This window comes from Propioniciclava soli (genome assembly GCF_014858005.1).
GTDB lineage: Bacteria > Actinomycetota > Actinomycetes > Propionibacteriales > Propionibacteriaceae > Propioniciclava > Propioniciclava soli.
The window spans coordinates 1-898 of sequence record NZ_JACYOT010000047.1 but is presented as its reverse complement, the minus strand read 5'-3'; the positions used below and the strand labels follow the sequence as shown (position 1 = coordinate 898).

Genomic DNA, 898 nt, shown 5'->3' with positions numbered 1-898 from the left:
GGGCGTGCCGGTGGGTGATCGAGCAGGTCCGCCGCGAGCACGCCTCCATCCACGGACTCGCGCGGCAGCTGGGGGTGGCGTGGAAGACGGTATGGGGCTCGATCCAACCCATCCTGGCGACGCTGGCCGACGACGAGGCCCGGTTCGCCGGCGTGACCACCCTCGGGGTGGACGAACACCTGTGGCACCACGTGAGTCCCCGCAAGCGCGGCCCGAAGGAGCTCACCGGCATGGTCGACCTGACCCGTGACAAGGACGGACGCGTCCGAGCCCGGCTGCTCGACCTCGTACCCGGCCGCTCCGGGACCGTGTACAAGACATGGCTCGACCAACGCGGCACGGCGTTCAAGGCTGGGGTCGAGGTCGCCACCCTGGACCCGTTCCACGGCTACAAGAACGCCATCGACGACAAACTCGCCGACGCCACCGCTGTCCTGGATGCTTTCCATGTGGTCGCCCTGGCCGGCCGGGCGGTCGATGAGGTTCGCCGCCGCGTGCAGCAGGAGATCCACGGTCACCGTGGCCGTTCCGGCGACCCCTTGTACGGGATCCGGAACATCCTGCGCTGCGCGGCCGAGCGGCTCACCGAGAAGCAACAGGCCCGCCTGGCCGCTGCCATCGCCGCCGACGAGCGCCACGACGCCGTCCACATCGCCTGGCAGTGCGCCCAACGTGTTCGCGCCGCGTACGCCCACCCCGACCCCGCTCGAGGCCGCCAACTCGCTGAACAGGTCGTCGCCAGCTTCCCCACGTGTCCCATCCCCGAGATCGCCAAGCTGGGCCGCACCCTCAAGCAGTGGAGGGACGCCTTCCTGGCCTACTTCGACACCGGCCGCGCCAGCAACGGCGGCACCGAGAGCATCAACGGGCTCATCGAACTCCACCGCCGCATCGCCCG

1 protein-coding gene is annotated in these 898 nt (G+C 70.3%); it reads left to right on the top strand.

Annotated features, from left to right (window positions below; genetic code table 11):
* The coding region (locus IFY26_RS17520; protein WP_232550294.1) for an ISL3 family transposase at window positions 1–898 on the top strand (898 nt) is incomplete at both ends.